Source organism: Tardiphaga sp. 172_B4_N1_3, from assembly GCF_052076035.1.
Classification (GTDB): Bacteria; Pseudomonadota; Alphaproteobacteria; order Rhizobiales; family Xanthobacteraceae; genus Tardiphaga; species Tardiphaga robiniae.
This window is the reverse complement of the sequence record NZ_CP197238.1, coordinates 3,769,984-3,791,812: the sequence shown is the minus strand read 5'-3', so window position 1 is coordinate 3,791,812 and position 21,829 is coordinate 3,769,984. Positions and strand designations below refer to the sequence as shown.

Here is a 21,829-nt window from a genome sequence, read left to right as displayed (position 1 = left end):
TTTCAAGCACGAGACCCTTCACCGGCGCCAAGCCGGGAAGGAGTAGCCGGAGGGAACATGATACGGTGGTTGATCGGCGCGATCAGTCTCTGCGCCGTGACGTCGTCTGCGTTGGCGGCCGAACCGCTGACGATCAGCATCGGTTATCTCGGTCAGGCCGGCATCAAGGCAACTCTTTCGCTGGTCGAATTACCGTCCGAGAACGATGGCATCGCCGGCGCGCGGCTCGCCATCGAGGACAACAACACCACGGGCAAGTTCCTGAAGCAGCAGTTCGGGCTGGACGAGGTCCGTGTGAAGGACGGTGACGATGTCGCCGGAGCCGCACGCGATCTCGCTGGCCGCAATACCTTCATCATTGCCGACTTGCCGCCCGATGCATTGCTGCAGGCGGCCGATGCGGTGCGTGACCGCGGTGGCATCCTGTTCAATGTGGGTGCCGCCGACGACCGCCTGCGCGAGGCGGACTGCCGTGCCAATGTGATCCATATCGCGCCGACGCGATCGATGCTGGCCGATGCGCTGGCGCAGTATCTGGTGTGGAAGCAGTGGAAACGCTGGCTGCTCGTGGTCGGCTCGCATGACGACGATCGGCTTGAAGCCGACGCCTATCGCCGTGCCGCCGCACGGTTCGGCGCAAAGATCGTGCAGGAACGCGTCTTCGAAGACACTGGCGGCGCGCGGCGCACCGATAGCGGCGTCACATTGATCCAGCGCCAGATCCCGGTCTTCACACAACAGGCACCGGCTTATGACGTCATGATCGCCGCCGACGAGAGCGAAGTCTTCGCTTCCTATTTGCCGTATCGCACCTGGGATCCGCGGCCGGTCGCCGGATCGGCGGGTCTGGTGCCGACCAGTTGGCATGCTGCGCAGGATCAATGGGGCGCCGTGCAGATCCAGAACCGCTTCACCAAACTCAACGCGCGCCGCATGACAGCGCGCGACATGCAGGCCTGGCTCGCGACCCGCATGATCGGCGAGGCCGCGTCCCGCACGAATTCGGGCGACGGCAAGGCTATTCTGGCGTTTCTGAAGTCGCCCGATTTCTCCATCGCCGGCTTCAAGGGGCAGCGGCTCACAATCCGCGACTGGAACCTGCAGCTACGCCAGCCGATCCTGCTGGTCGACGGGCGCATGGTGATTTCGGTCTCGCCGCAGGACGGCTTCCTGCATCAGGTCTCGGAGCTCGACACGCTCGGTATAGATCGTCCGGAAAGCAAATGCAGGCTGTAATGATGATGAAGAGATCGAAGATGCTGCGCCGTGTCTGGCTGTGTGGAGCGGCGGTATGGCTTGCAACGGCAGTGCCTGCATCGGCCTTTCTCGCTTATGTGTCGAACGAGAAGAGTAACACTGTCTCGGTGATCGACACCGATAGCTGGACCGTCACCGCGACCATCAAGGTCGGTCAGCGTCCACGCGGCATCGAACTGACGCGCGATGGCAAATCGGTACTGGTCGCGGTCGGTGACGACGACACCATCCAGATCATCGACGTCGCCAGCCAGAAGGTGGTCGACTCGCTACCATCCGGTCCGGACCCCGAGCTTTTCACCCAGGATGCCGCCGGCAAGATTCTCTATGTCGCCAATGAGAACGACAACACGGTGACCGTGATCGATCTCGAAAAACGCGTGCGCATGGGCGACGTACAGGTCGGTGTCGAGCCCGAAGGCATGGCGATCAGCCCCGATGGCAAGATCCTGATCAACACGTCCGAAACCACCAACATGGCGCATTTCATCGACACGACGACACGCGAGATCGTGGCCAATGTCCTGGTCGACGCGCGCCCGCGCTTTGCCGAATTCAAACGCGACGGCTCGGAGCTGTGGGTGTCGTCCGAGATCGGCGGCACCGTATCCGTGATCGATCCCGCCAGGCGGGTCGTGACCGGCAAGATCGAGTTCAACATTGCCGGTCTGCGGCGCGAAGCCATTCAGCCGGTCGGCATCGGCATGACCCGGGATGCCAAAATCGCGTTTATCGCGCTTGGCCCTGCCAACCGGATCGCCATCGTCGATGCGACGACCCACAAGGTGATCAAGTATCTGTTGGTGGGCCAGCGGGTCTGGCACATGGCGTTTACCCCCGATGAGAAATATCTGCTGGTCACCAACGGCGTCTCCAACGATGTCTCGGTCATCGACGTCGCGGCGCAAAAAGTCATCAAGACCATTCAGGTCGGCGAATTGCCCTGGGGCGTCGCCATGGCACGGCCATGACCACGATCGACACATCCCGCCCTGACCAGATCGCGCACGACGCGCCGGAGCCCATTGACGTGCCGGATGTCACACCCGCTCTGTCGGTCGCAGGCATCAGTCATCACTATGGTCGTCGGCAGGCGCTGTCGGATGTCTCCTTCAATGTCGCACCGGCGAGTTTCACGGCACTGCTTGGCCTCAATGGCGCGGGCAAGAGTACGCTGATTGCGCTGATCACCCGGCTGTTCGGCATTCAAACTGGACGGATCAGCGTATTCGGCCACGACATCAGCGATGCGCCGAGCGAAGCCTTGCGGCTGCTTGGCGTGGTGTTTCAGCCACGTACGCTCGATCTCGATCTGTCTGTCATGCAGAACCTGCTCTATCATGCCGCACTGCAAGGCATCGCGCGGCGCGAGGCTCGCGTGCGCGGCGACGAGGTGATTGCGCGCATCGGCCTTGCCGACCGGGTGAACAGCCGGGTGCGCGATCTCTCCGGCGGACAGATGCGACGTCTGGAGATCGCCCGCGCATTGCTGCACCGGCCGCGGCTGCTGTTGCTGGACGAAGCGACCGTTGGCCTCGACGTGCAGGCGCGCGCCGATATTCTTGCGCATGTTCGAATGCTGGTCGCGGAACAAGGCATCGGCGTGCTGTGGGCAACACATCTGTTTGACGAGATTGCCGCCAGCGACGATCTCGTCGTGCTGCATCACGGTCATGTGCTCGCGCGCGGTTCCGTGACGCAGATCCTCGGCGAAACCGGCGCGCCCAATTTCGACGTGGCTTTCCGGGGTATGACCGAGGCGGCCGACCGACGCGGGAGGTCATCGTGAGTACGACATTCGTCACGCATGAGCGTCGCAAGCTGGGCTTCGGCAACTATGTCACCTGCCTCAACGGCATCCTGTGGCGGGAGGCGCTGCGCTTCCTGCATCAGCGCGAACGTTTCGTTTCGGCACTGGTGCGTCCGCTGGTCTGGCTGTTCATTTTCGCCGCCGGCTTTCGGCAGGTGCTTGGTATCTCGATCATCCCGCCTTACGAGACCTATATTCTCTATGAGGTCTATATCGCGCCCGGCCTTATCGCGATGATCCAATTGTTCAATGGCATGCAGTCGTCGTTGTCGATGGTCTATGACCGCGAGATAGGGAACATGCGGACGCTTCTGGTCAGCCCGCTGCCGCGCTGGTTTCTCCTGGTATGCAAACTGCTGGCCGGGACAGTGGTCTCCCTGCTGCAGGTCTATGCGTTTCTCCTGATCGCGTGGTTCTGGGACATCGCTCCGCCGCTCATTGGCTATCTCACTGTTCTACCGGCACTGATCCTGTCCGGATTGATGCTGGGATCGCTGGGCATGCTGATCTCGTCGCGCATCAAGCAACTGGAGAATTTTGCGGGGGTCATGAACTTCGTGATCTTCCCGATGTTCTTTGCGTCGTCCGCACTCTATCCTTTGTGGCGCGTGCAGGAGGGCAGCCCGATGCTCTATTATCTCTGCCTGTTCAATCCCTTCACCCATGCGGTCGAACTGATCCGCTTCGCGCTCTATGACAAGGTCAACTGGGTCTCCCTTGCCGTTGTCGCGGGCTGTACCGCCGTATTCATGATCGGTGCAATCATTGCTTACGATCCCGGTCGCGGCCTTGCCCGCCGGGCACCAGCCGGGGGCGAGACATGAACAGAGCGATCGGCATCATCACAGCACTCTTGTTGATCTGGTCGGGCACTGCGCAGGCCGCGGATCCGCGTTATCCCGACTGGCCGTGCATTCAGGCCAAAGTGCCGGAAATCTCGCTGGCCGCCGTCTGGGCCGGACCGCCGATCGACAATGTCGCCAGCGCCTGGAAGGACGACGCGGAGGTCAGCGCGCTTGTCGAACGTCTGGCGACACGGCGCGTCCCCGTTGAGGAAGCGCAGAAGGCGATCACGGATTTTCTCTCGCGATCGCCGGACAAGGCCAGGTCAGGCAAACTGATCTTCGCCGGGCTGTTCGACAGCCTGAACGCGCAGCGCGCGACTGTGCTGGCCGGTCTCGAACGCGTCACGCGCAAGCAGCGCGAAGCCGCCGACCGGGTCCGCGCCGATACGGCCATGCTGCAGACATTGCAGGGCGCGTCGCCACCCGATCAGGCGAAGATCGACGAACTCAACAACAAGCTGCTATGGGAAGCCCGCATCTTCGACGACCGGCGCCGCGTGGTCACCTTCGTCTGCGAGGTACCGACGCTGATCGACCAGCGGCTGTTCGCGCTCAGCCGCACCATCCAGCAGGAGATGGAATGATATCGCGTGCCATGGCGTGGACTCATTAGCGCGTAACCAAATTCGGATTGATGCGGGTTTGACGAACACGCAGATAGTTGACTGCGAGCTTGTCATATCGAGTCGCAACACGCCGACATTGCTTGATCTTGTTGAAGAACCGTTCAGTCACGTTGCAGGCGCGGTACAGATAAGGACTGAAGCAGATTGGATCTTTCAGATTTCGTTTCGGCGGAATGTTAGCCCAAGCTCCTTGCTGTCGGGCAAGCTCCCCGATCCAGTTTCCGCGATTACCCCGTAAGCGGACATATCCCGGACATGCCAAAATCGACGCGAATGACCCAACTCGGACATGGCGGCCTATCCCAATAGCAGCCAACGTGCTCTGATGATCGCCATAGAAGCGTCGCGGTTTCTTATCTTGCCCACAAGGGCAATCCATGTCCGACAATCCAACAGCTGAAAGCATGTCCAGATCTTGTGTCCGGCGGCTTTGAGGGGGAAGCGAGGTTGAAGCAGATCGGCCTTTTTGAAATGCGCCGGTTGGAGGCGTTGAGCAACACCATCTTCGGCGTTGCGATGACGTTGCTCGCCTACGATCTGCCGAAAGCCAGCAGGTTCGCAAAAGCGCCGGCCTGGATGGAGCTTGTCGGTGCCTACGCACAACCTGTCATCGCGCTGATGATCAGTTTTATCGTGGCCGGCGTGTTTTGGCTCAGCCATCATCGGCGGCTCACTTTCGCGCCGGAAGGCAGCCGCGGCGAAGTCTTCCTCAATCTGATCTTCCTGCTGTCGATTGTCATGCTTCCGGTGACGAATGGACTTTACGGCGCGTATCGGCTCGATAGTGTCGTCGCAGTAAGCTACGGCTTCCATCTGACAGTCATTGCCTGCTTGAACGCGCTGCTATGGGCTCTGGCGCTGCGAGGTCGCCGCAATTCCGAGTTGCTGGCAATCGCGGTCTTTCCGGTCTTTGCACTCGTGCTCGCAACGGTGATGGCCGCCGTCGCTCCATTCGTTGCGCAATTCATGTGGTGCCTGGCCTTTGGCGCGCCTCTGGCGGGCTGGTTGGCGGCCCGGCGCTGGCCGCCGAGAACGAATTAGCCAGCTCGATCTCTGCCAAGGCTTCCTCGTATGCAATGGCTAGCCGCCCCGCGATGGGCGTCTGCCGTCCGCTCCAAGTTTATGGGGTCACGCCCTAGTTCGCCGGCGGCCGCGGTTCAGGCTGCGCATCCGCTAGCGGTAGATCCTCCAGCTCCCAACCGTCGGTGCCTTCCGGATACCAGACGACATTGCTGTAGCCATAGGACAGCGCGCGCTTTGCGGCATTCCACGACATCCAGCAATCGGCCTGACAATAGATCACGAGCAGCGCGTCTCGCCGGCCGGCCGATGCGCGCGCGAGACCATCCCGCAGATAGGCCTCGGTCTCGGTGGCCAGCCTGCCGTAGCCGGTGTCGGGCAGCCACAGGCTGCCCGGAATGTTGTGCCGCGGCTTGTCGCGCCAGACCGTTTCCGGCGGCAGATTGGCCGGCTTCGGCGGACGCGGCATGACATCAATGAAGGCGCCGCGTTTGTCGCGCCAGATCGCCTCCGCGTCTTTCGTCGTGATGACGCGTCCGCCTTTCAGCGTCGCCGGCACCGGCGTGCGATAATTGTCGGTGCGATAGTCGTCGGGCTCGGGGACGATATCCTGGGCCCGGGCCGTCGTGACCATCACCAGTGCCATCGCGAGAAGGATGGCGTAACGCATGGTCACGGCGATTTGGCCGCCGCCTCCGGCCCGATCGGACGATTGTTCTCATCGAGAATGGGAACACCGAAATCGAGCAGGACCTTGTTGATGGCCGGCTGGTTTTCCTGAATCAGCCGGTTGAGCTGCCGCTTCCAGTTCTGATCCGCGGAGCGCACGCCCATGCCGATGCGATAGACGAGGCGCGGCCCGGTGGTTTCCTTGACCAGCGGCGTGACATGAAGCGGAGGATTAGCGTTCTTGGCGTAGAAGCCCGCCATAGGCCCCCACAGGATCGCTGCGTCGATATCGCCAGCTGTGAGGTCCTTGATCATGGCCAGTGCCGATGAATCGATGCGGGTATCGATCACCAACGGATAGGGCTTCGCATTCACCATCAAGCCGTTGACCGCCATATTGGTGGCCGGCGGCGTCCCCGCCACGATGCCGATATGCTTGCTCTTCAACCTGGCGTCATCCAGTGTCGTGACATCATCGAGACCGGCGCCGGTCTTCGATACCAGCGCATAAGCCGTCCGGTAATAGGGATTGGTGCCCTGGACGAGATCGTCGCCCTGCGGGAAGCCCATGATGACATCGCAACGATGCGCGCCGAGAGTCATGCGAACGAAGCCCGTCGCCTGCGGGAAATAGACGTAATCGAGCTTCTTCTGCAGTTTGGCTGCGAACAGCTCGGCGAGCTTGTTCTCCAACCCCTCGCCCTTCTCATTCGAGAACGGCATGTTACGCGGATCGGCGCAAACACGCAGCGCCTGCGGATCGACCAGCTCGATCGAGAGATCGTCGGTGGCAGCAGTCTGGCCAAGCGCGGTGCATAGGCCCTCAAGCAACAGCGCACTCGCAACGAGCGACGTGAGTAGCGCGCGACGTTTTCCGGATCGTTCCGCTCTGTGGTGCATGCGCTACCTGCCGTTCACATTTGATGGGTGACACGACAAAAACCTAGGCCTCTCGTTTTAAGCGTGCAAGATGCAATGGGGCGCTTCCGATGTTGCGCCGCACTTTCCGGGTGATTGCAGAATCGCTGCTTGCCCCGGAGTGATATGGAGATGCAAATGACATCTCGCTTTGCGATGCATGTAGCGCTCATCATGCTGGCAATGCTCGCATCTGCTCGCGCGCAACAACAGACTTTGGCGATCAGTGAAATCGCGCCGGGCGTCTTCATGCATCAGGGGCGCATCGCCTTGATGTCGTCGGACAATGACGGCGCCGTCGCCAATATCGGTGTCGTGATCGGCGATCGGGCGGTTGCCGTGATCGACACCGGGGGCAGCGTGCGGGAAGGGCGACAATTGCTGGCTTCCATTCGCGCACATACAGACAAGCCCATTCGTTACGTCATCAACACCCATGGTCATCCCGATCATATGTTCGGCAACGCCGCCTTCGTCGCTGACGGAACCGAGTTCGTCGGCCATATGAGGCTGCCGCAGGCACTGGCCGTACGCGGGCAGTATTATCTCGACGCATTCAGGCGCAGCATGGGCGACGCGCTGATCGATGACGTCCGTATCGTACCGCCAACCCGGCTTGTCGATGGAGAGCTCGTCCTCGATCTCGGCGGGCGCACACTTATCGTGAAAGCCTGGCCCACCGCCCATAGCGATAGCGATGTCACGGTATTCGACACGGCGACGAAGACGTTGTTCGCCGGAGATCTGGTCTTTCTCCGCCATATTCCCGTGCTCGATGGCAGCATCCAGGCGTGGCTCAAGCTGCTGGACGATCTCGCGGCGCTGCCGGCCGAACGCGTCGTTCCCGGCCATGGTCCAGTAAGCGATTGGCCGCAAGCCCTCGCCGCTGAACGCCGGTATCTCGAAACACTCGCGTCCGGTATCCGGAAGGACGTCATCGATGGCAAACCGATCGCGGAAGCTACGAAACACGCGGCAGAAGCCGAACGCGGCAAATGGGAGCTTTTTGATGATTATAACGTCCGCAACGCAACTGCAGCATACTCACAATTTGAATGGGAATGACTGCCGGTTGGGGTAGTATCAAGCGCGTCGCTTCTTCCCTTGCGAGGGCCGTACCATGCCGGAATTTGCAATCCGCAGCGTCTGTGCCGCCATCCTGCTGAGCGCTTTCCTCAGTCCGCATTCTGTGTCCGCGGCCGGTCCGGAGCCTTACGATCCATGGCCGGGGCTGGTGCAGGATATTTTCGACAGCCGACCGATGGAAGACGGCAGCAACCTGATCGCACTCGAGATGCCGACGCGCGCGGAGGATGCTGCCATCGTGCCGGTGACGTTGCGCCTCAAGCCGACATTCGACGCGCGCCCGCGGGTGGTGACGATCACGCTGGTGATCGACCAGAACCCGGCGCCTATGGCCGCGAAATTCAAGCTCGGGGCCGACGCCAATGTCTCGGAGATTTCAACGCGTGTCCGTATCAACAATTACACCAACGTCCATGCCGTCGCGGAGACCAGTGACGGCAAGCTCCATGTGGTGCAAACCTATGTGAAGGCATCCGGTGGCTGCTCTGCGCCGGCGGCGAAGAATGCCGAAGAGGCCAAGAGCCGGTTGGGCCAGATGCGCTACAGGGAGTTTGCCGGAGCGCAAAACGAGGAAAAAAGCGGTACGCGCGAGGCGCAGGTCATGATCGGCCACCCCAATAATTCCGGCCTGCAGATGGATCAGGTCTCGCAACTCTATATTCCGGCCCTCTATGTCGACCGGCTCCAGCTTTGGCAGGACAACAGCCCGGTCCTGTCGGTGGAGGGCGGGATCTCGATCTCCGAAGACCCAAATATTCGATTCACTTACGTCTCAAATGGCGCAAAGACGTTCCGCGCCGAGGCCAAGGACACCGATGGACATCAGTTCAGGCATGAGTGGAAGGTCAATGGCTCCGGCATGTAACGCAGCGCATCATGCAGAGCATAGCGCTAGAAGCAGCGCACTTCAGCCTCGGCCTGGGCACGCCTGACGTCATTGATGGCGCTGTTAGCCTGCTCCGAGGTCCGGAACTGGGCGCTCAGATTGCCCCGCACCTGCGACATGCTCAGCGCCGTTTCCGCCGTGATATAGCGGGTATAGGGCACCAGCGACGCCACGACATCGATCGAGCACGAACATTGCTCGATCGACTGGCGGGTCTCGCCATTCGCTTTCATGCAGCCGAAGACATATTCGGCGCGCGCGGAGGTCGGATAGTCATTGACCTCCGCGGCTCTTGCTGCCCCCGACAAGACGGCGACGGCCGCAAACGCGACGAGATATCCTGTCATTCGATCGGGTCCCACGAGAGCCTCGCAAAGCTGGCGAAGACGACTGGCAAACTATACTAAGAAAACGAAACGGCTCAATAAGCCGAACAGATATGGAGGGGACATGTCGCGCACATCTCTATCGATGGCTGTCATATTGCTGCTCATGGCAAGCCAAGCTCATGCTCAGGGCAAGGCCGGCAAGGGCATCCGGCTCTGGAACCTGACGACATCGACCATTACCGGGTTCCAGCTATCCCCGGCTGGAAAGCAGCAATGGAGCGCCAATCTGACACTGGCGGACAAGGATAAGGAAGTCGATCACGACGAGCGGCTGCGCATCACGGGGATAGAGCCCGGCAGTTACGACGCCAAGGTCAGCTATTCCGAGGCGCGCCAGTGCGTGGTCAGGAATATCGAGATCAAGGCCGATGCGGTCTTCTCGATTGCGGACAAGGACCTGCAGGACTGCAACAAGTAACGATCATGCCTTGTCATGGCTATGCGGATATTCGCAGCGCCACTTCACCGCGGTCCATTTCGGGTGTTCGCCGATCCACTGGGCGATGTAGGGCGGCGCTGCCATGGCGCATTGATGCAGTGAGAAGTCTGCCGTGAACGACAGGTTCCGCTCTTCGCAGGTGTTTGGCGACATTACCGCGCAGACTGTCAGGACCAGATTGATCATATTCATGTCGGCATCCCAGATCGTTCACCGGACGATAACATCTGAAATACGCGCCCGTCAGCGCGAAGTTTCGGCGATTTCCAGGCTAAAAATTGATTCCGTAAACCAGACGGGCCTGGTGACGCTCAAAATTGACCAGATCCAGCGTCGATCCGGGCACTTCGGAGCGGCCCCACACTTGCGTGCTCCAGCTTGCAGTCAGTCGTGATCGGTCCGAAAGCTGGACATAGGCGGTTGGCCCGACGAACAGCGCCTGACCGGACAGCTCGCCAAGACCGATCCCTTCATATCGGCGCATATAGCGCGCTTCGCCGCCGAGAAGGATGCCGGGGCGCACCTGCATCATGACGCCGAGCGCCGCTCCGATGCTCGCCTCGCGTTCCCGCGTTCCAGTATCGACATAGCGCGTCCATTCCGGCTGATAGATCAGATTGAGTGCCGCAACAGCAACGTCAGGGACGATCTCTCGATCGAAGGCCAGCGTGAGCCCAGTGCCGTAGCTCCTGACCCGCGCTGCGCTCGTTTCGTCGATCCCGTTGAACTGCGTGTCGATCGCGAGCGTCATGCCGATGGGGGCCGTCTCGCGATCGAGAAATCTGTAGCGGAAATCCAGCGATGCCCCCTGCCAGGCGAGCGTGCGCTGATCGGCGAATCCGGGAACGCCAGTGATCCGATGGGCCGAGAAACTGCTCCCGATCTCGATGCGAATGTCCTTCGCGGGAACGAACTCCAGTTCGAATTCCTGCTCGCCCGCGCGATAGCGACCGCCGGATTTGCCGAATCGCCCGGTTGTCTCACTCTGGAATTCCCGCTCGCCCACCCGGCCGACGTCACTGCCGATCATAAAACCGAAAATATGCTCGGTATCGATGTCACCGGCCTGCACGCCTGGCACGGCCAGCGTGCTGAATGCAAGAATCGCCGCGTAGACTGTCCTGACGCCGCGCTGCACCTGCATCCAATCCTGTCATCGAAGAGAGGCGTATATATAGAGATAACGCACCGCGCGAGCCTAGTCGAAATTGGCCCAGCCGCGAAGACGTCTCTGCGATTGACTTGAACATCGCACCAGGATCGGTTGCTATACGCATGCGGCGCGCCGTTAGTGCCAATAGTCAGGGAAGGATATGTCCATGGCGAGACTCCTGGTCCTCTACAAAACACCGAAGAAGCCCGCAGCCTTCGACAAATACTATCAATCTGTACATATCCCGCTGGCAAAGAAGATTCCGGGGCTGAGACACTATGGTGTCAGCACAGGGGCCGTCACAACGCCGACGGGAGACAGCGATATTCATCTGGTCGCGGCGCTGGATTTCGAAACGGTTGCGGCGCTCAAGCTTGGCCTCGCCTCGCCGGAAGGGCAGGCTGCAGCAGGCGACCTCGCGAATTTTGCGGATGGCGGCGTAGATCTTCTGATCTTCGACACGAAGGACGTCTGACAATCGCAACGCGCGTTCAGCGGCCTCTGCCCGGCTCACAAACCGCAGTCTGCGAGCCGGGAGAGATCGATCAAGACGATCAATCTGTCACTTACGGGCCGCGCAGGCGTACATGTTGATTTCCATGCCGACCTGCACTTCCACGATCTTCGGAGTCTTCCAGTTCATCTTGGTCTCCTCAGAGTTTGCGCGATGATTGCGCCGCCGCACGATAAGCAGTGAGGCGGCGTCTTTCAACTTAACTCCTCAGGTTGCGGCGCAAAATGTGCAGGCAACCGAAGTGTAACTACACTTCTTCGGTGAGAGCAGGCCGCTGATGGCCGTGATGCGCTTTGTGTATCGCGGATGGCGCCACGCCAAAATATTTCCGGAACACGCGACTGAAATGCGAGGAACTTGAGAAGCCCCAGGAAAATGCGACGTCCGTGATCGTCTTTCCGTTCTGCGCTTCCAGCTCCTGCCGGCAATTCTGCAGCCGCGCCTGCCAGATATAGTCGCTGACGGTTATTCCGCGGTCGCTGAACAGCATATGCAGATAACGTTTGGTGCAGTGCAGTGCAGACGAAATCTGATCGATGCTGAGCTCGGGGTCGCGCAAGTGTTCCCGAATGAAACCCTGCGCGCGGACATACATTGCTTCCGGACCGACGCGATCAAGCGTCATGTCGACTTCCCGCAGCGGCAAAAGCAACAGATCAATCAGTGAATCGGCAACACCGATGGCACTGTTGGGCGATAGTCTGGTCGCTTCGTGGAAGGCGGCCTGTACAAATTCGTGCGCGATGCGCCCGGTGCCGGCGCGCGCCGACAGTTTGCAGGCGGCCAGATTGCCCGCACCGAGGCCGCGCTCATGCAGCAACTCCTTGGGTACGATCACGACGTCATGGCGCGTAAAGGCCGGGCTGACGATGGTATGCGGGCACGACACGTCATAGACGAGGCAATCGCCGGGCCCGATATCGATCCGGCGACTGTCCTGTTCGAAATGCGAGACGCCATAAGTTTGGAACACAATCTTTACGTATGGATGATCGCTTTGCCGAATTCGCGGGGCCGCGTGGCCGATTCGATGCTGGCTCGCCTCGATGTGGCACAATTTCAGCCGCGAAACCGATGTGCAGCTGATTAGTGCATCGAATGTGGATGCTTCCAGCGGATCGATGTCAAATCGCCCGCACAGATCGGTCAGGGCATCTGACCAAACCTGGATCTGCCTTGTCGGCGTCAATCCGGATGTGCTGAGAGAACTAAGCGTATCGGACATGAACAATTCACCGATGAAAGGTCATCACGTAACAATTCGTCACGAGACGGAACTATACTTACAGAACGAAGCACATATCGAACGAAGCACATATGGAAAAATGTGCGAAACAATATGTAACGGCACAGCCCGCAGCTCGTGAATTGTGGTCAGAGTAACTCACTTCTCCTTGTCGATCCTCTGACTCGATACCAGCCCCGTCAAGTGAAACATCACCCTTAGGTCGCAGTGCGGGGATCCGTGTGCAGTGCGAAAGGCGCGGTCTTTCCAGATACCGTTCAGGTTTTTCGTCAATGTACGAGAAAATTATCTTGCACGGGTTCTCTGTCGAGCAAGCCTGCTTCGCTCTTGGGCAAGTATGCAGCAGCGGATCTTGCTACTCATAGATACCAAAATGAAGCTGGGCCGCTTGACGAGACCCGGCATTATGTCTGGGAGGACATCACGATGCGAAAGGTGCTGCTTGCGACCTGTCTTGGCACAATGGCGGCCTCTGCCGCAGGCGTTGCCATCGCCAATGATGAACTGACAAAGATGGCGCAGAACCCGAAAGACTGGGTCATGCCAGCGGGCGACTACGCCAATACGCGCTATTCGAAGCTGAACCAGATCACGGCGGCTAATGTCGGCAAGCTGCAGGTGGCCTGGACCTTCTCTACCGGTGTTCTGCGCGGCCACGAAGGCGGTCCGCTGATCATCGGCAACATGATGTATGTGCATACGCCGTTCCCGAACAAGGTCTACGCAATGGACCTGTCGCAGGACAACAAGATTGTCTGGAAGTATGAACCGAAGCAGGATCCGAACGTCATTCCGGTGATGTGCTGCGACACCGTCAATCGCGGCGTCGCCTATGCGGACGGCAAGATCTTCCTGCACCAGGCCGATACCACGCTGGTCGCACTCGACGCCAAGACCGGCAAGGAAGTTTGGACCGTCAAGAACGGTGACCCTGGCAAGGGCGCAACGGGCACGTCGTCCCCGCTCGTGGTCAAGGATAAGGTCCTGATCGGCATCTCGGGCGGTGAATTCGGCGTTCAGTGCCACATGACCGCCTATGACCTGAAGACCGGTAAGCTCGCTTGGCGCGCCTTCTCGGAAGGACCGGACGACCAGATCATGGTGGATCCGGAGAAGACCACCGCACTCGGCAAGCCCGTCGGCAAGGACTCCAGCATCAAGACGTGGCAAGGCGATCAGTGGAAGATCGGCGGCGGCTGCACCTGGGGCTGGACCTCCTACGATCCGGAGCTGAACCTCGTCTATTACGGCTCGGGCAATCCCTCGACCTGGAATCCGAAGCAACGGCCGGGCGACAACAAGTGGTCGATGACCATCTTCGCACGCGATGCCGACACAGGCATGGCCAAGTGGGTCTACCAGATGACTCCGCATGACGAATGGGACTATGACGGCGTCAACGAAATGATCCTCAGCGATCAGCAGATGAACGGCCAAAACCGCAAGCTGCTGACGCATTTCGATCGTAACGGCCTCGCTTACACCATGGACCGTGTCACCGGTGAATTGCTGGTTGCCGAAAAATACGATCCGAAGGTGAACTGGACCACCGGTGTCGACATGAACAAGTCGTCGCCGACCTATGGTCGCCCGAAAGTGGTCGATCAGTACTCCACCGAGAAGCAAGGTGAAGACGTCAACACCAAGGGCGTCTGCCCGGCGGCACTCGGCACCAAGGATCAGCAACCCGGAGCCTATTCGCCGGATACCCAGCTGTTCTATGTGCCGACCAACCATGTCTGCATGGACTATGAGCCGTTCAAGGTGAACTACACCGCCGGCCAGCCTTATGTGGGTGCGACGCTGTCGATGTATCCGCCTCCGGGCGAAACCCATATGGGCAACTTCATTGCCTGGGACAACAAGACCGGCAAGATCGTCTGGTCCAACAAGGAACAGTTCTCGGTCTGGTCGGGAGCGCTCGCCACTGCCGGTGGCGTGGTGTTCTACGGGACGCTGGAAGGTTACCTGAAGGCAGTCGATGCCAAGACGGGTAAGGAACTCTACAAGTTCAAGACTCCGTCCGGCATCATCGGCAACGTCACCACCTACGAAAACAATGGCCGGCAGTATATCGCCGTCCTGTCAGGCGTCGGCGGCTGGGCCGGCATTGGTCTCGCAGCGGGTCTGACGGATCCGACTGCCGGTCTCGGTGCCGTCGGTGGTTACGCAGCCCTGACCAACTATACCGCACTCGGCGGCGCGCTGACGGTCTTTGCACTCCCACAGTGAACTGACGCATCAGTCACCGGCGCATGGCTTCGTCCATGCGCCGGTCTTTTCTGAAATCGAATGCCGAGGACAAGCTATTGCGTCACATCTGGTCTGTCATTGCCACGATTGTTGTCGTGGCCTCTGGGAATACGAGCTTCGCCGAGAATGCCGGCGATCCGAAAGCCGTTAAATCCGAAGACGGCAAGTATTTGGACAAGGAGGGCAATCCGACCTTCAACGTTTCCGCCGATGGCACCATCGACTGGTACACATATTCGGGTTACCGGCGCTATCACTCGGAATGCCACGTTTGTCATGGCCCGGATGGGATGGGATCGACCTACGCACCGGCACTGAAGGACTCGCTGAAAACGATGAGCTATGGCGACTTCCTCGGTGTTGTCGCCAGCGGTCGCAAGAATGTCAGCACGTCGCAGGAAAGCGTCATGCCGGCCTTTGGCGATAACACCAATGTCGCCTGCTATATGGACGATCTCTACGTCTATCTGCGTGCGCGCGCCAATGATGCAGTCGGCCGTGTGCGCCCGGGCAAGCGTGAGGAAAAACCCGCAGCCTATACCGAGGCCGAGAGCGCCTGCATGGGGAAACCGCACTAATGCGGATCGCAAACCGCTGACCTGCAATCCCGGATAACGCGGGCTCGGACCGCACAGGACCGGATGACGCAAGATCAAACGACCGAGGGAGTTGAGAATGAAGACCCGCGCCGCAGTCGCCTTCGAAGCAAAGAAGCCGCTTGAGATCGTCGACGTCGATCTCGAAGGGCCGAAGGCAGGCGAAGTTCTGGTCGAGATCAAAGCGACCGGCATTTGCCACACCGATGCCTATACGCTCGATGGTTTCGACAGCGAAGGCATCTTTCCTTCCATCCTCGGCCATGAGGGCGCAGGTATCGTGCGTGAGGTCGGTCCCGGCGTCACCTCGGTCAAGCCCGGCGATCATGTCATTCCGCTTTACACGCCAGAATGCCGGCAATGCAAAAGCTGCCTGAGCCAGAAGACCAATCTCTGCACCGCGATCCGCGCCACCCAGGGCAAGGGCGTGATGCCGGACGGGACCTCGCGCTTCAGCTATCAGGGCAAGCCGATCTACCACTACATGGGCTGCTCGACCTTTTCGAACTTCACGGTGCTGCCGGAGATCGCGGTGGCGAAGATCCGCGACGACGCCCCGTTCGACAAGAGCTGCTATATCGGCTGCGGCGTCACCACCGGTGTCGGCGCCGTGGTCAATACGGCGAAGGTCACGCCGGGCTCCAATGTTGTCGTGTTCGGCCTCGGCGGCATCGGCCTCAACGTCATTCAGGGCGCACGGATGGTCGGAGCCGACAAGATCGTCGGCGTCGACATCAATGACGACAAGGAAGAATGGGGCCGCCGCTTCGGCATGACCCATTTCGTCAATCCGAAGAAGGTCGATGGCGACATTGTTCAGCATCTGGTGGGGCTGACCGATGGCGGCGCCGATTACACCTTCGACTGCACCGGCAATACCACGGTCATGCGCCAGGCGCTTGAAGCCTGCCACCGCGGCTGGGGTGTCTCCGTTGTCATTGGCGTCGCGGAGTCCGGAAAAGAGATCGCGACCCGGCCATTCCAGCTCGTCACAGGTCGTGTCTGGAAAGGCACAGCCTTCGGCGGCGCGCGGGGTCGTACCGACGTGCCCAAGATCGTCGACTGGTACATGAACGGAAAGATCGAGATCGATCCGATGATTACGCATGTGCTCAAGCTGGAAGAGATCAACACGGGATTCGATCTGATGCACGAAGGAAAATCGATCCGATCGGTGGTCGTGTTCTGAATGCAGGCTGCAACACCAGAGTGCCAATACAACAATGCTTCACACAAGTGACGCATCATACCAGGAGGATAGACTGATGACTGTTCATATCCACCCGTCCGTTGACGGCGGTGTCAAACAAGGTTCGGGCCATTTTGCCGGCGGAACGCTGGTCTGCAAATGCAGCGACAAGCCGGTCAAGGTCGGTGTCAAAGGCGACGTCGCTCATAATCACGCCTGCGGCTGCACCAAATGCTGGAAGCCGAGCGGCGCGACGTTCTCTGTCGTCGCGGTGGTTCCGCGCGAAAACGTCACCGTACTGCAAAACGGCGACAAGTTGCGCATCGTCGATCAGGCCGCAACCATTCAGCGCCATGCTTGCACCGGATGCGGCACCCATATGTTCGGCCGCATCGAGAACAAGGGACATGCGTTCTATGGCCTCGACTTCATTCATCCCGAATTGTTCGAAGAATCCGGCTCGGCCGCACCGGGCTTTGCCGCCTTCGTCTCGTCGGTGATTGAATCCGGCGTGAAGCCGAGCGACATGACCGCCATACGGTCGCGCCTCAAGGAACTGGGACTTGAGCCTTATGATTGCCTTTCGCCTGCACTGATGGATGTCCTCGCCAATCACGTGGCAACGGCCAAAGCGGCCTGAGTCAACACAGCATATGAGCATCCGCCGGTGGCGACATGTCGCCACCGGCGTTGCTATTGGTAGATTTGCCCCGGCAAGGGGCTTCGACTTTGTGGATCACCCGAATAATCGCGCTTCGGCCTCGCTGCGATCGGCCCGCTGCTTTGTCGCGACAATACTCACAGCGTTGACTGCACGGCGGAGCCGATGGCTCGACGCCGCTTCTGGCGCAGCCGACGCGCGGCAGAGCCTCGCCGCCCATTAATGTGGCAGCTCTGCCCAAATCATGGGAGCGGACGATCCAAATTATTGTACGTCCCGGGACAAGCTTTCTGCGGACATGCGCCCGTAGGCTTCTTCGAGGTTAGGAACATGGTTCAGGCCATGACAACGTCGAAGGAGCGATCGAATGGTCAAGTTGCATTTTACTGACATCCGTAGGCTTTGGCCTGAAACGGGCGCGATGATCGGATGGCGTGCGGCGGCAGTGGGCGCGCTATTGGCGGTCGGCACCTTTGTTCCGATGTCCGCGCAGGCGGCCGTGCCGGCGGCTTGCGCGGAATTGCAGGCAAAATTTCCGGACTGGAAAGGCAAGACACTCGTCAACGCCATTAATCCGCATACACCGGGCTATGAATCGATCGATCCCAAGGATCCCAACAAATATATCGGTTTCGATATCGATCTCGGCGAGCAGATCGGCGAATGCCTTGGCTTCAAGCTGACCTACAAGGCTGTGACCTTCGCGGCCTTGCTGACCACGCTGGCATCGGGTCAGGCCGACATCGTGATTTCCGATATCTATGCCACCGAGGAGCGCGCCAAGGCCGCCGACTTCATCACCTATTCCAAGGTGTTCGACGGCGTGCTCGTCGCCAAGGGTAACCCCAAGAAGATCACCGGTATCAACACCTCGCTGTGCGGCACGGCTGCGGCGGAAAACACCGGCTATGTCGAAGTGCCGCTGATCCAGGCGCTGGGGCCGGAATGCAAGAAGGAAGGCAAGGCGGAGCCGACCATCCAGCTCTATGACAACAATGCCAACTGCATTCAGGCGATCCTTGCCGGCCGCGCTGATACCTATATCAACGACGTCAACACCGTCGACAACGCGGTGAAAGCCTATCCGGACAAGCTTGAGAAGGCGGTCGCGGTGACGATCCCCTATCAGGTCGGCATCGCGGTGCCGAAGGACAAGCCCAAGTTCCGCGATGCAGTGAAGGCCGCACTCACCGAGATCTACAAGTCCGGTGATCAGCTCGCACTGCTGAAGAAGTGGAAACTCGATCCGGAAAACCTGATGGAGCCCGGCCTGCTGACGGTGAAGTAACGCCGGCCCGCAAGCAAGGATCACTCTCACGTAAGGGCTTTCTGCCTCCATGGAGCTGTTCCTCCACTATCTCAACATGCCGTATATGATCGAGGGTATTCAGGCGACCTTGCAGGTCACCGCTCTCGGTCTGTGCGGCGGGCTGATCCTCGGTGTGATCCTGGCGTGGATGCAGCTCAGCAGGTTCAAGCCGCTGGCATCCTTCGCCCGGGTCTATGCCGTGATCTTTCGCGGCACGCCGCTGATCCTGCAGATGGTGTTTGCCTATAACGCCCTGCCGCAGATCGGCATCAAACTTCCCGCCATTCTCGCCGCCGGCCTGGCGCTGGCCTGCAACGAAGCGCCATTCATCGCCGAGATGCTGCGCTCCGGCGTGCTCGGCGTCGACCGCGGTCAGGTGGTGGCCGGCCAGGCGCTCGGCATGACCCCGGGCGTCCTGATGCGCCGGATCATCGCGCCGCAGGCGATCCGTTCGATGATCCCCGCTTTCGGCAACGAAGCGGTCAGCGCGCTGAAGAACTCGTCGCTGGCCTCCGTCATCGCCGTGCAGGAGCTGACGCTGCGCTCGACCCAGCTAGCGTCCTCGACCTTCGATTTCTTTTCGATCTTCTTCGCGTCGGGTCTGATCTATCTGCTGCTCACAGCGGCGATCGCCGGCATCCAACTGCTTCTGGAATGGAAGTTCGACCTCGATCGCACGACCAGGCAGAACCAGTTCATGCGCTTCATGCCGTGGTATCGCGCGCCTGGCAGCGACGATCCGCTGGCGCCGCAGGCCGACATGTCGCCGGAAATCCTGCCCGACGGCGGTGTCGCCGAACTGCCGCCGCCGCGGATGCGGCCGGAACGCGCCGATCGCACCAAACGCGCGGAGATGCTGGCGCGCAACAATGTCGCCGTCGAGGTCTCCGATCTCCGCAAGAGCTACGACAGGAATGTAGTGCTCGACGGCGTCGACATCACGGTCAGGATCGGTGAAGTGATCGCGCTGCTCGGACCAAGTGGCTCCGGCAAGAGCACGCTGCTCCGCTGTATCAACAATCTCGAACTGTGGAACGGCGGCGCCATCAAGGTCGCCGGCCGCCAGCTCGGCTTCAACGAGCACGGTAAACCGTTGTCGCCGCGTTTGCTGGCGAATGCCCGCGCCGAAGTCGGCGTCGGCATGGTGTTCCAGCAGTTCAATCTGTTCGGGCATCTCACAGCCAAGGAAAACATCGCCGGCCCGCTGCGCTGGGTACACGGCGTAGCGCGTGCCGATGCCGATCGTCGGGCCGATGAACTCCTGGCGCGCGTCGGGCTCAGCCATCGCGCGGATGCGCTGCCACGGCATCTGTCCGGCGGCCAACAACAGCGCGTCGCCATTGCCCGGGCCATCGCGCCCAATCCGAGCGTGCTGTTGCTGGACGAGCCGACCTCGGCGCTCGATCCCGAACTGGTCAATGAAGTGCTCGAAGTGATCCGCCGCCTCGCCGTTGAGGACGGCCTGACCATGATCATCTCGACGCATCAGCTGCGCTTTGCCAGCGAAGTGGCCGACCGTGTGGTGCTGCTCGCCGGAGGAGCGATCATCGAGGAAGGCCCAGCGAGTGAAGTCCTGACCAATCCGCGCAATCCCGTCGCGCAGCGTTTCCTCAATGCGATGGAGGCGGAAGTCTCGTGATCGCTACGCGTCGCAAGTTCGTTCAATGTCTATGAGGGCCTCAGCATGAAGCATCATCTTCTTCCGGTGTCGCCGAAGACCGTTCACTGGGGCTATTTCAGCAAGGTGGTCACGCCCGCGCTAACGCTGAAGTCGGGCGACCGCGCTACCATCGAAACGCTGACGCATCATGCCAATGACGATTACGAGCGCATGATCGAAGGCGATCCCGGCGCCGAGAGCGTGTTCAAATGGACCCGCGAGCACAAGGCCATCGTCCGCCGCGGCTCCGGCCCGACGGAAGGTCCGTTCATTCGCGGCTCAGGCGAAGGCGTCGGCGTGCATCTGCTCACCGGGCCGGTGGCGATCGAAGGCGCGGAGCCGGGCGATGTGCTGGAAGTACGTATTCTCGACGTGCGCCCGCGGCCGGCCTGCAAGGCCTGTCATGCCGGCAAGTGCTTCGGCTCCAACGTCGCCGCGAATTGGGGCTTCCACTATCACGACCTGATCGAGGAACCGAAGCCGCGCGAGGTCGTGACGATCTTTGAGCTGGATACATCGGGCGAACCCTTCGCCAGGGCGGTCTATAATTATGTCTGGACGCCGCAGATTGATCCCGATGGCATCCTGCATCCGACCATCGATTATCCCGGCGTACGCGTCGATCACGCGACCATCAGGAAACGCGAAAACATCCTGCCCAATGTCAGGGTGCCGGCACGACTGCATTTCGGAACCATGGGCCTCGCGCCATCCGAGGAGGATTTCGTGTCGTCGATCCCGCCGAGTTACACCGGCGGCAATATCGATGACTGGCGCGTCGGCAAGGGCGCCAAGATGTTCTATCCCGTGGCGGTGCCCGGCGCGTTCTTCTCGGTCGGCGATCCCCATGCCGCGCAGGGCGACAGCGAGCTCGGCGGCACGGCGATCGAGACGTCGCTGACCGGCGACTTCGAATTTATTCTGCACAAGCATCGTGACCTCGGCGGCACACCGCTCGAAGGCCTGACGCATCCGATGCTGGAAACCGCCGATGCCTGGTCGGTCTACGGCTTCACCTTCCCGAACTATCTCGCCGAACTCGGCGCCAATGCGCAGCTCGACGTCGCCAATCATTCCAGCCTCGATCGGGCGATGCGCGATGCGTTCCGCAAGCTCAGGCGTTTCCTGATGACGGTGCACAAGATGAGTGAAGACGAGGCGATCTCGCTGATGTCGGTCGGTGCGGATTTCGGGGTGACGCAGGTGGTTGATGCCAATTGGGGCGTCCATGGCACAATCCGCAAGAACGTCTTCCGCTGCGACTAAGCGGATGAAATTGCACTGAATTCGGCTATGAGGATGA

At 60.2% G+C, this 21,829-nt stretch carries 24 protein-coding genes and 1 pseudogene; 17 read left to right on the top strand and 8 right to left on the bottom strand.

Translation table 11 applies throughout. The annotated features are described in order from the left end of the window. Positions 1-57 precede the first annotated feature (57 nt). Genes AB7783_RS18020 through AB7783_RS18000 form a run of 5 tightly spaced genes read left to right on the top strand, consistent with a single transcriptional unit; the run spans position 58 to position 4,496 of the window. Positions 58-1,236, top strand: a complete 1,179-nt coding sequence (locus AB7783_RS18020) for an ABC transporter substrate-binding protein (protein WP_441278377.1) — start codon at positions 58-60, stop codon at positions 1,234-1,236. Then, positions 1,224-2,228 (top strand): YVTN family beta-propeller repeat protein, encoded by a 1,005-nt coding sequence (locus AB7783_RS18015; RefSeq protein ID WP_441278376.1) that lies wholly within the window; start codon positions 1,224-1,226, stop codon positions 2,226-2,228. Before AB7783_RS18020 ends, AB7783_RS18015 begins: the two co-directional genes overlap by 13 nt. Next, on the top strand, positions 2,225-3,046 hold the full coding sequence (locus AB7783_RS18010) for an ABC transporter ATP-binding protein (protein ID WP_441278375.1): 822 nt from the start codon (positions 2,225-2,227) through the stop codon (positions 3,044-3,046). The genes AB7783_RS18015 and AB7783_RS18010 overlap by 4 nt, the downstream gene beginning before the upstream one ends. Next, positions 3,043-3,891: an ABC transporter permease gene (locus AB7783_RS18005; RefSeq protein WP_441278374.1), complete on the top strand. Its 849-nt coding sequence runs from the start codon at positions 3,043-3,045 to the stop codon at positions 3,889-3,891. The genes AB7783_RS18010 and AB7783_RS18005 overlap by 4 nt, the downstream gene beginning before the upstream one ends. Continuing rightward, a complete protein-coding gene (locus AB7783_RS18000) occupies positions 3,888-4,496 on the top strand; it encodes a hypothetical protein (protein WP_441278373.1) in 609 nt (202 codons plus the stop codon). The genes AB7783_RS18005 and AB7783_RS18000 overlap by 4 nt, the downstream gene beginning before the upstream one ends. A 12-nt stretch (positions 4,497-4,508) precedes the next feature. Here the strand turns inward: AB7783_RS18000 and AB7783_RS17995 are convergent. Further along, a pseudogene (locus AB7783_RS17995) lies at positions 4,509-4,773 on the bottom strand (IS5/IS1182 family transposase); the annotation flags it as partial. Positions 4,774-5,009: 236 nt separating this feature from the next. On the opposite strand from AB7783_RS17995, the gene AB7783_RS17990 reads away from it, so the two are divergent. Beyond that, positions 5,010-5,579 carry a TMEM175 family protein gene (locus tag AB7783_RS17990; RefSeq protein WP_441279721.1) on the top strand — a complete coding sequence of 190 codons (570 nt, stop codon included), beginning with the start codon at positions 5,010-5,012 and terminating at the stop codon, positions 5,577-5,579. A 94-nt stretch (positions 5,580-5,673) separates the two neighbouring features. On the opposite strand, the gene AB7783_RS17985 is transcribed toward AB7783_RS17990, so the two are convergent. Together AB7783_RS17985 and AB7783_RS17980 are read right to left on the bottom strand one after the other, a co-directional pair. After that, a complete protein-coding gene (locus AB7783_RS17985; protein ID WP_441279720.1) occupies positions 5,674-6,228 on the bottom strand; it encodes a PQQ-dependent catabolism-associated CXXCW motif protein in 555 nt (184 codons plus the stop codon). A 2-nt stretch (positions 6,229-6,230) separates the two neighbouring features. Then, a complete protein-coding gene (locus AB7783_RS17980) occupies positions 6,231-7,127 on the bottom strand; it encodes a substrate-binding domain-containing protein (protein ID WP_441278372.1) in 897 nt (298 codons plus the stop codon). A 156-nt stretch (positions 7,128-7,283) separates the two neighbouring features. On the opposite strand from AB7783_RS17980, the gene AB7783_RS17975 reads away from it, so the two are divergent. Both AB7783_RS17975 and AB7783_RS17970 read left to right on the top strand, forming a co-directional pair. Continuing rightward, on the top strand, positions 7,284-8,210 hold the full coding sequence (locus tag AB7783_RS17975; protein WP_441278371.1) for a quinoprotein relay system zinc metallohydrolase 2: 927 nt from the start codon (positions 7,284-7,286) through the stop codon (positions 8,208-8,210). A 55-nt stretch (positions 8,211-8,265) separates the two neighbouring features. Further along, positions 8,266-9,096 (top strand): quinoprotein dehydrogenase-associated SoxYZ-like carrier, encoded by an 831-nt coding sequence (locus AB7783_RS17970; protein WP_120287029.1) that lies wholly within the window; start codon positions 8,266-8,268, stop codon positions 9,094-9,096. Positions 9,097-9,122: 26 nt separating this feature from the next. Here AB7783_RS17970 and AB7783_RS17965 read toward each other — a convergent pair whose 3' ends face one another. Next, positions 9,123-9,464, bottom strand: a complete 342-nt coding sequence (locus AB7783_RS17965) for a hypothetical protein (protein ID WP_231079390.1) — start codon at positions 9,462-9,464, stop codon at positions 9,123-9,125. A 103-nt stretch (positions 9,465-9,567) separates the two neighbouring features. On the opposite strand from AB7783_RS17965, the gene AB7783_RS17960 reads away from it, so the two are divergent. After that, positions 9,568-9,924: a hypothetical protein gene (locus AB7783_RS17960; protein ID WP_441278370.1), complete on the top strand. Its 357-nt coding sequence runs from the start codon at positions 9,568-9,570 to the stop codon at positions 9,922-9,924. Between the two features lie 3 nt (positions 9,925-9,927). Here the strand turns inward: AB7783_RS17960 and AB7783_RS17955 are convergent, their stop codons facing one another. Both AB7783_RS17955 and AB7783_RS17950 read right to left on the bottom strand, forming a co-directional pair. Then, positions 9,928-10,137 (bottom strand): hypothetical protein, encoded by a 210-nt coding sequence (locus tag AB7783_RS17955; protein ID WP_068734580.1) that lies wholly within the window; start codon positions 10,135-10,137, stop codon positions 9,928-9,930. A gap of 79 nt (positions 10,138-10,216) precedes the next feature. Further along, positions 10,217-11,089, bottom strand: coding sequence for a hypothetical protein (locus AB7783_RS17950; protein ID WP_441278369.1), 873 nt, complete (start codon positions 11,087-11,089; stop codon positions 10,217-10,219). 175 nt (positions 11,090-11,264) lie between these two features. On the opposite strand from AB7783_RS17950, the gene AB7783_RS17945 reads away from it, so the two are divergent. Then, on the top strand, positions 11,265-11,573 hold the full coding sequence (locus AB7783_RS17945) for an EthD family reductase (protein ID WP_309943570.1): 309 nt from the start codon (positions 11,265-11,267) through the stop codon (positions 11,571-11,573). An 87-nt stretch (positions 11,574-11,660) separates the two neighbouring features. Here the strand turns inward: AB7783_RS17945 and pqqA are convergent, their stop codons facing one another. Next, complete coding sequence (gene pqqA, locus AB7783_RS17940; RefSeq protein ID WP_441279719.1) at positions 11,661-11,741, bottom strand: pyrroloquinoline quinone precursor peptide PqqA; 81 nt, start codon at positions 11,739-11,741, stop codon at positions 11,661-11,663. 118 nt (positions 11,742-11,859) lie between these two features. Then, entirely contained in the window at positions 11,860-12,837 is a 978-nt protein-coding gene (locus AB7783_RS17935) for a helix-turn-helix domain-containing protein (RefSeq protein ID WP_170849575.1), read from the bottom strand. Positions 12,838-13,284: 447 nt separating this feature from the next. On the opposite strand from AB7783_RS17935, the gene xoxF5 reads away from it, so the two are divergent. The 7 genes from xoxF5 (at position 13,285) to AB7783_RS17900 (ending at position 21,792) form a co-directional block, all read left to right on the top strand. Continuing rightward, positions 13,285-15,090: a lanthanide-dependent methanol dehydrogenase XoxF5 gene (xoxF5, locus tag AB7783_RS17930; RefSeq protein WP_093757023.1), complete on the top strand. Its 1,806-nt coding sequence runs from the start codon at positions 13,285-13,287 to the stop codon at positions 15,088-15,090. 107 nt (positions 15,091-15,197) lie between these two features. Continuing rightward, on the top strand, positions 15,198-15,689 hold the full coding sequence (locus AB7783_RS17925; RefSeq protein ID WP_231081034.1) for a c-type cytochrome, methanol metabolism-related: 492 nt from the start codon (positions 15,198-15,200) through the stop codon (positions 15,687-15,689). Positions 15,690-15,786: 97 nt separating this feature from the next. Continuing rightward, positions 15,787-16,896: an S-(hydroxymethyl)glutathione dehydrogenase/class III alcohol dehydrogenase gene (locus tag AB7783_RS17920; protein ID WP_441278368.1), complete on the top strand. Its 1,110-nt coding sequence runs from the start codon at positions 15,787-15,789 to the stop codon at positions 16,894-16,896. A gap of 76 nt (positions 16,897-16,972) precedes the next feature. Beyond that, positions 16,973-17,536, top strand: a complete 564-nt coding sequence (gene gfa / locus AB7783_RS17915; protein ID WP_093757021.1) for an S-(hydroxymethyl)glutathione synthase — start codon at positions 16,973-16,975, stop codon at positions 17,534-17,536. 442 nt (positions 17,537-17,978) lie between these two features. Next, positions 17,979-18,845 carry an ABC transporter substrate-binding protein gene (locus AB7783_RS17910; RefSeq protein ID WP_175366348.1) on the top strand — a complete coding sequence of 289 codons (867 nt, stop codon included), beginning with the start codon at positions 17,979-17,981 and terminating at the stop codon, positions 18,843-18,845. Between the two features lie 49 nt (positions 18,846-18,894). Continuing rightward, complete coding sequence (locus AB7783_RS17905) at positions 18,895-20,505, top strand: amino acid ABC transporter permease/ATP-binding protein (protein WP_441278367.1); 1,611 nt, start codon at positions 18,895-18,897, stop codon at positions 20,503-20,505. A gap of 45 nt (positions 20,506-20,550) precedes the next feature. Next, positions 20,551-21,792: an acetamidase/formamidase family protein gene (locus AB7783_RS17900; protein WP_441278366.1), complete on the top strand. Its 1,242-nt coding sequence runs from the start codon at positions 20,551-20,553 to the stop codon at positions 21,790-21,792. Positions 21,793-21,829 lie beyond the last annotated feature (37 nt).